Here is a 6736-nt window from a genome sequence, read left to right on the forward strand (position 1 = left end):
CTGTTTTTTTGTGCAAACAGAAACAAATAAATATAAATATGTCTAAATTTTAATAAAACAAAACTAAACAAATTAAATTTGTGGCGATATTGTTAACAAAACAAAAATAAAACAACGATAATTTCTTTATTTATGTTGATTTGTATTGGTAATCAGGTTAATATTACAGTGTGAAGATGATACATTGATAATTTGACATATTAAAATGAAATTTTAAAAATAAGGAGAGAGTTACCATGAGTATGACAATGATTAAAGATGCGATATATTCAGCACCATTCTTACAAGAAATGTTGGAAACGACCTCTAATTTATACCGTTTAGGCTGGGATGAACGGAATGGCGGCAATATCAGTTATTTATTAAATGAATATGAAGTTCTTCCGTACTTGAATGTTGATCAAGTTAAAAGAACAGTACCGATGAATTTTGACGCATCAGGACTCGCTGGTCGATATTTCATCGTAACAGGTTCTGGAAAATACTTTAAAAATGTAAAAGGGAACCCGGCAAATAACTTAGGCCTCATTCGTATTGCAGCGGACGGTAAAAGATATGAAATCCATTGGGGGTTTGAAGATGGCGGAGTAGCAACAAGTGAATTACCAACACACCTAATGAACCATATGAAACGCTTAGCCGTTAATAAAAACCATCGAGTGATTATGCACTGCCACGCAACAAACCTAATTGCGATGTCATTTACACATAGTTTAAAGGAAGAAGATTTTACAAAAACCTTATGGGAAATGTGCACTGAATGTCTTGTTGTTTTCCCTGAAGGTGTAGGAATTATTCCGTGGATTGTTCCAGGCACAAATGCAATTGGTGAAGCAACTGCAGAAAAGATGGAGGATGTCCGTCTTGTACTTTGGCCACATCATGGAATCTTTGGTGCTGGTACCACATTAGATGAAACCTTTGGTCTGATTGAAACAGCTGAAAAAGCGGCTGAAGTCTATACTATTGTTTGTGCTCAAGGCGGTAAAAAGCAAACGATCACCGACGCTCAGTTGCAAGAGCTTGCAGACGCATTTGGTGTTGTTCCACGCAAAGGGATTTTGAATCTGTAATCGCTATTTAATACCAGGTAATTTTTAAGGTGTGTTCCTGTAAAAGGGGCATACTTTTTTTTGTTCTAATCAATACAGGGAAATGGTATGATTATATCTTATAAAAAAGCACTTTGTGAAACAGGAAATAGGTGAAAAGAGTGAACCAGGAAATACTAAACGAACTTTTACAACTTACAGATGAAGAAAAAGATATTCTTGAACAGCAAACGAACGTAAGTAAGGATCTCTACACAAGCAAGACGAATTTTATTATTGAGAGTGAAAAATTCTTAAGTAAAGATAAGATGATTATGGTTCGGAAGCATACAAGATTTGTGGATTTCCCCTTACATAAACATGATTACATTGAGGTCAATTATGTTTATAATGGAGAATTGCAGCAGACAGTTGGAGGAAGGCAGATTACTTTAAAAAAAGGTGAGCTGCTGCTCTTAAATCAACATATTGAACATGAAATTAAAGCATGTGACAGAGAAGATATTGTTATTAACTTCATTATTCGTCCTGCTTTCTTTGATTTTATTTTTTCCTATTTAAGTTCTGAAAATATTGTCAGCGATTTTTTGTTGAGCAGCCTCTACAATAATACACAGAATGGGCAATTTCTGTATTTCAAAGTTTCTGAAGTAGAAGCTATACAGGAATTGATAGGAAAAATAATCCATGAAATCATGTTTCCGACCACTTTTTCAGAGTCTGCCATCAAGCTTTATATGGGGCTATTTATGATAGAGTTAATAAAGAATTCTGATCGAGTAGAAAGAAAAGAAGAAGCGTCCATCACTCACTATTTGGTGGTGGAATCACTTAAATATATTGAGGAACACTACAAGGAAGCCTCTTTATATGAATTAGCAGAGCAGTTAAACCAATCACATTATGGTCTAAGTAAAACCATTAAAAAGGCAACTTCTCGAACTTTTAAAGAGCTTCTCCAAGAGAGAAGGCTGGAGAAGGCGAAAGAATTATTACAAGGCAGCGACTTGCCAATTGCTTTAATTGTTGAGCAGGTTGGCTATGATAACATTAGTTATTTTTATCGAATTTTTAAAGAGAAATATGGAAGAACTCCTAAAGAATTCAGAATGAATAAATGATATAATACAATAATATTTTTACACCATAAGGAGATATCACATCATGAATTTTTCTGCAAAACAAGTGGTCTTTATTAGTTTTATGTTGTTTTCAATGTTTTTTGGTGCTGGAAATCTTATTTTCCCTCCATTCCTTGGTCAATCGGCAGGTGATCATTTATGGGCTGCTCTGGCTGGTTTTATCGTGTCGGCTGTTGGACTGCCGATTTTAGGTGTAATTGCCGTAGCAAAGGCAGGTAGTTTAAATGAGCTGAATCTTAGAGTTCACCCTATTTTTGCACTCATTTTTCCATTTTTAATTTATATTGCAATCGGTCCGGGACTTGCGATTCCTCGTGCAGGAAGCCTGGCGTTTGAAATGGGTGCAGCACCTTTTTTGCCAGAAAATTTGGTTGAGAGTTCGGGCTCTTTATTGATCTATACGATTGTCTTTTTTGGATTAGCCGCTTGGTTAAGTATGTATCCTTCAAAACTGATTAGTCTTTTCGGGAAATTGTTGACTCCTATACTATTAGCACTCATTGCGATTATTTTTGTAAGGAGCTTATTTGATCCGATTGGTTCATTTGAATCACCGATCGGGAATTATCGAGAGAATCCAATGTTCCAAGGGATTTTAGAAGGTTATTTAACAATGGATGCTTTGGCAGCCTTGGCATTTGGTATTGTAATTGCTAACACGCTGACTGCACAGGGAGTAATCGATTCAAAAAAGAAATCACGTTATATGATGTACGCAGGATTGGGTGCTGGGTTGTTATTAGCCGTGATTTATCTTATCTTAGGATATTTAGGAGCTGGTAGTTCTTCTTTAGGACAAGCTGAAAATGGTGCCATCATTTTGTCCAACATTATGACTTACCTGTTTGGACAAAGCGGAACACTGCTATTAGGAATCGTGTTTACGTTGGCGTGTTTTTGTGTGTCCATTGGTTTAATTACATCATGCAGCCAGTTCTTCTCCACTGCCATCCCAAAAGTAGCTTATAAAGCATGGGTCGTTATCTTAGCTGTTCTAAGTACTGCAATTGCGAATTTAGGACTAACTCAGATCCTGCAAATTTCAGTGCCCATCCTTGGCATGATCTACCCGATTGCCATTGTACTTATCTTTTTGGGACTCTTTGATGATATGATTAAAAGAAATTCCTATATATACATCACTGTGGTAGGCTTTGTGGCTCTATACAGTATTTTGGACACCATTAATAAATCATTACTAAATAACGTATGGAGTGAGGGATTAGAAATTCTTCCTTTCTATATCGAGGGAATCGGATGGCTAACCCCTGCTGTATTGGGCTTAATTGTTGGCTATCTATTGGGAAAGGTAAAAGGTGCTTCATCTGTAACGAGAACAACTCCATAGTATTTTTTGAAAAACGAGAACCGATTTATATGGTTTCTCGTTTATTAGTACTAATTGATGGAGGGTTTCATGGAGCCCAAAATTGAGCTAGAAAAGAAAAAACAGTCCCCATGAAGGGTTCATGAAGCCCAAACCAGAGCTGGAAAAGAAAAAGCGGTCCTCATGAAGGGTTCATGAAGCCCAAAACAGAGCTGGAAAAGAAAAAGCGGTCCTCATGAAGGGTTCATGAAGCCCAAAACTTAGTTGGAAAAGAAAAAATGGTCCTTATAAGGGGACTAGAAACCATCTTGATTTAAAAAACTATTTCATTAAATAGTACGCACCCGGTAAGTAAAACATAGACTATTGTATCAATATGTAAGGATGTCATATCATGAGAAGGATAAGACAAGTACAACCCATGATTGGGCAGGCTTGGACGGGGAGACACGTGGTCTTGCTTCATTGTACATTGAATAATCAATTCATTGATTTATTTAAAAGCTACCATGCACCAACTGAACCTCCGCGCGAAAATTGTGCAGAAACACTATCACAATTACTAAGTATCGGCTATCGGATTCATGCGATTACACCTATTTCGCCTAATCAAATTCAATATTTTCTTGTTCTTGAATAAAGGTAAGCCGCTTTAGTTATTAGAGCGGCTGTTTCTAATTTCCAGCAGAGTATAATAGAATGAGAGAGACGATACAGTTAGGAGTGGGTGAGTATGGTTTTGACCGAAAAGGACGCAAAGCAATTAGACAGAGACGACAGCCTATCTAGATTTCGAGAAGAATTTTACATAAAACCAAATACCATTTATCTGGATGGAAATTCATTAGGACTGCTATCCAAAAGAGCAGAACGAACCCTTTTAGAATCTTTAAATGATTGGAAGGAACATGGAATTGATGGCTGGACGAGAGGGGAGCATCCATGGTTTTTTTTATCAGAAAGATTGGGAGAGATGATGGCGCCGCTAGTTGGAGCCGAAGTTGACGAAGTCATTGTAACCGGTTCGACAACCGTAAATTTACATCAGCTTGTCGCTACTTTTTATAAGCCGTCGGGGAAAAAGTCAAAAATTCTTGCGGATGAATTGACTTTTCCATCTGACATTTATGCGCTTCAAAGTCAGCTTCGAATTCATGGCTTTGACCCAGATACCCATCTTGTTCGTGTAAAAAGCCGGGATGGACGTCTCTTAGAAGAAGCGGATATTATTGAGGCTATGACCGATGAAATTGCACTGATTATTCTGCCAACAGTACTCTATCGAAGCGGTCAAATCTTAGGCATGAACAGACTAACAGGTGAGGCCAATAAAAGAGGGATCCTTATTGGTTTTGATGGTTGTCATTCCGTTGGTGCCATTCCACATTCGTTTAGTGAATGGGGTGTTGATTTTGCCTATTGGTGTAATTACAAGCATTTAAATGGTGGACCAGGTAGTGTAGGAGGATTGTATGTAAATAAGAAACACTTTGGAAGTGCTCCTGGCCTTGCTGGATGGTTTGGTTCTAAGAAGGAAAAACAATTTGATATGGAACATACGTTAACGCCAGCGGAATCTGCGGGTGCCTTTCAAATTGGGACTCCACATATTTTAAGTCTAGCACCTTTACTGGGTGCGTTAGAAATTTTTACTGAGGCACGGATAGAAAATATTCGGGAAAAGTCATTGAAGATAACTCGGTTTTTAATGGAATTGATGGACCAAGAGTTGTCAGATATGGGATTTAACGTAGGCAACCCTCAAGAAGATTTGCGTCGTGGAGGTCATGTGAGCCTTGAGCATAACGAGGCTGCTCGTATATGTAAGGCATTGAAAGAAAAAGGTATTATTCCTGATTTTCGAGCACCAAATATTATTCGTCTCGCTCCTGTCGCCCTTTATACCTGTTATAGCGAGGTTTGGACTGCAGTTCAGGTACTTAAGAAAATTATGGTAGAAAAGCAGTACGAAAAGTTTAAGAATGAACGTGAAGTTGTTGCATAAAGGTTGATTATATCATAATGTGGGGGGTCAGCAAACTATGAAATCACCCGATGAAAACAGGAAACTAGAATTAGAAAAAAGTATTCAAACAGATTTCCAAAAAGCAATGTCTTACGGAGATTACCTTCATCTTGATAAAATCTTGTCTAGTCAGCACCGGCTTTCTGATCACCATGATGAAATGTTATTTATTATTATCCATCAAACGAGTGAACTATGGATGAAATTGATACTTCATGAAGTAACGGAGGCAATCCAGTTTATTCGCCAGAACGACTTAGAACCATCCTTTAAAATTCTGTCGCGTGTTTCGAGAATCCAGCAGCAATTAATTCAATCATGGAGTGTTCTTTCTACCTTAACACCTTCTGAATACCTGGAGTTCAGGGATAAATTAGGGCAATCCTCCGGTTTTCAGTCTTATCAGAACCGCTTGATAGAATTTGCATTAGGTAATAAAAATGCTCAAACACTATCAGTCTATCAGCATCAACAAGAACTATATAAAAAAATGCACCATGCACTGCATAAACCAAGCATTTATGATGCCGCTATCCAAGCACTTGTAGCTCGCGGAATTCATGTTGATGATGAGGTCTTAAATCGTGATTTATCAAAAAACTATGAACCCAATCTCAGTGTCGAAGAAGCATGGCTGACAGTCTACCGGAATGTTGACCAATATTGGGACTTATACGAGCTAGCTGAGAAGTTAGTAGATATTGGCCATCAACAGCAAATATGGCGATTCAATCATATGACTACGGTAGAAAGAATCATTGGTCATAAACAGGGTACAGGGGGATCATCGGGTGTAACTTATTTAAAAAGGGTTCTAGACCAACACTTTTTTCCGGAACTTTGGAGCATAAGAACCAAGTTATAGAAATAAATTCCACCATTTAATGGTGGATAATGGCTGTCTAGAAAGTCTAGACAGCCATTATCTTTTTTAACTTTAAAAGTTCACAGATTTTTCCTAATATAGGTAGCACGTATAATGCGTCCTGAAAGCCCCCAGATTAAGGACGAATCCCTTCCGGCAGGGCGTACGATTTGTCCTCAAGCCCCCTTATTAAGGACAAATCCTTCCGGCAGGGCGTACGATTTGTCCCCAAGCCCCCTTATTAAGGACAAATCCTTCCGGCAGGGCGTACGATTTGTCCTCAAGCCCCCTTATTAAGGACAAATCCTTCCGGCAGGGCGTACG

6 protein-coding genes are annotated in these 6736 nt (G+C 38.0%); all 6 read left to right on the top strand.

The window, feature by feature from the left end:
- Nucleotides 1-242 precede the first annotated feature (242 nt).
- The 6 genes from rhaD (at nt 243) to kynA (ending at nt 6412) form a co-directional block, all read left to right on the top strand.
- Nucleotides 243-1073 (top strand): rhamnulose-1-phosphate aldolase, encoded by an 831-nt coding sequence (rhaD, locus tag F4694_RS16085; RefSeq protein ID WP_374757430.1) that lies wholly within the window; start codon nt 243-245, stop codon nt 1071-1073.
- A 140-nt stretch (nt 1074-1213) separates the two neighbouring features.
- Nucleotides 1214-2173, top strand: a complete 960-nt coding sequence (locus F4694_RS16090; RefSeq protein WP_179599709.1) for an AraC family transcriptional regulator — start codon at nt 1214-1216, stop codon at nt 2171-2173.
- Nucleotides 2174-2216: 43 nt separating this feature from the next.
- Nucleotides 2217-3542, top strand: coding sequence for a branched-chain amino acid transport system II carrier protein (brnQ, locus tag F4694_RS16095; RefSeq protein ID WP_179599711.1), 1326 nt, complete (start codon nt 2217-2219; stop codon nt 3540-3542).
- A gap of 373 nt (nt 3543-3915) precedes the next feature.
- The gene (locus F4694_RS16100) at nt 3916-4161 is read left to right on the top strand and encodes a hypothetical protein (protein WP_179599713.1); all 246 of its coding nucleotides are present in this window, start codon (nt 3916-3918) and stop codon (nt 4159-4161) included.
- Between the two features lie 93 nt (nt 4162-4254).
- Nucleotides 4255-5526, top strand: coding sequence for a kynureninase (gene kynU, locus F4694_RS16105; protein WP_179599715.1), 1272 nt, complete (start codon nt 4255-4257; stop codon nt 5524-5526).
- A gap of 37 nt (nt 5527-5563) precedes the next feature.
- Nucleotides 5564-6412, top strand: coding sequence for a tryptophan 2,3-dioxygenase (gene kynA, locus F4694_RS16110; protein ID WP_179599717.1), 849 nt, complete (start codon nt 5564-5566; stop codon nt 6410-6412).
- Nucleotides 6413-6736 lie beyond the last annotated feature (324 nt).

Origin of the sequence: Neobacillus driksii, from assembly GCF_013409995.1 — a bacterium.
Taxonomy (GTDB): Bacteria; Bacillota; Bacilli; order Bacillales; family Cytobacillaceae; genus Neobacillus; species Neobacillus driksii.